The 594-nt window shown below is 67.0% G+C and carries 1 protein-coding gene; it reads right to left on the bottom strand.

Annotated elements, in window-relative coordinates:
• On the bottom strand, nucleotides 1-594 hold a 594-nt coding region (locus NKH22_RS31495), incomplete at both ends, for an Ig-like domain-containing protein (protein ID WP_352912436.1).

Below are 594 nucleotides of genomic sequence, written 5' to 3'. Positions count from 1 at the left end.
CCGCACTACCGGTGTTGCCGGCGGTGTCGGTGTAGCTGCCGGCCGTCACCGAGACCGAGCCCTGGCCGGCGAAGCCGTCGTCGGCCGTGAAGGTGGCGGTGAAGACCAGCGGGTCGGCCGTGGCGGTGAGGCCGGTGACCGTGCCGTGCGTGGCGGTGATGTCGGCTACGGTGAAGCTGGCGCCTGGCGCCTCCGAGAACGTGAAGGTGACCTGCGAACTGCTGTCGGTGTCGCTCAACTGAGTATCGACGATGTCGACCGTCACCGTCGGATTGACGCGGTCGATCGCGACCGTGTCGTCGTCGCCGATGCCGGTGTTGCCGACCGTATCCTGCCAGGCGGTTCCGACCGTCACCGTGCCGGTGCCGTCGAAGGCGTCATTGGCGGTGACCGTGGCGGTCCACAGCAGCGGATTGCCGGCGTCCTGAGCGAGCGAGCCCGCCACCAGGGTGAGACCGGCGGAAACCGAGATGTCGGCTTCGCTGAAATTGGTCGGCGCCTCGCTGAAGGTGAAGGTGACCTGCGAACTGCTGTCGGTGTCGCTCAACTGAGTATCGACGATGTCGACCGTCACCGTCGGATTGACGCGGTCGA

The organism is Mesorhizobium sp. M1252 (genome assembly GCF_040318265.1).
In the GTDB taxonomy this organism is placed as follows: Bacteria; Pseudomonadota; Alphaproteobacteria; order Rhizobiales; family Rhizobiaceae; genus Mesorhizobium.
This window is presented reverse-complemented; position numbering and strand designations above follow the sequence as displayed.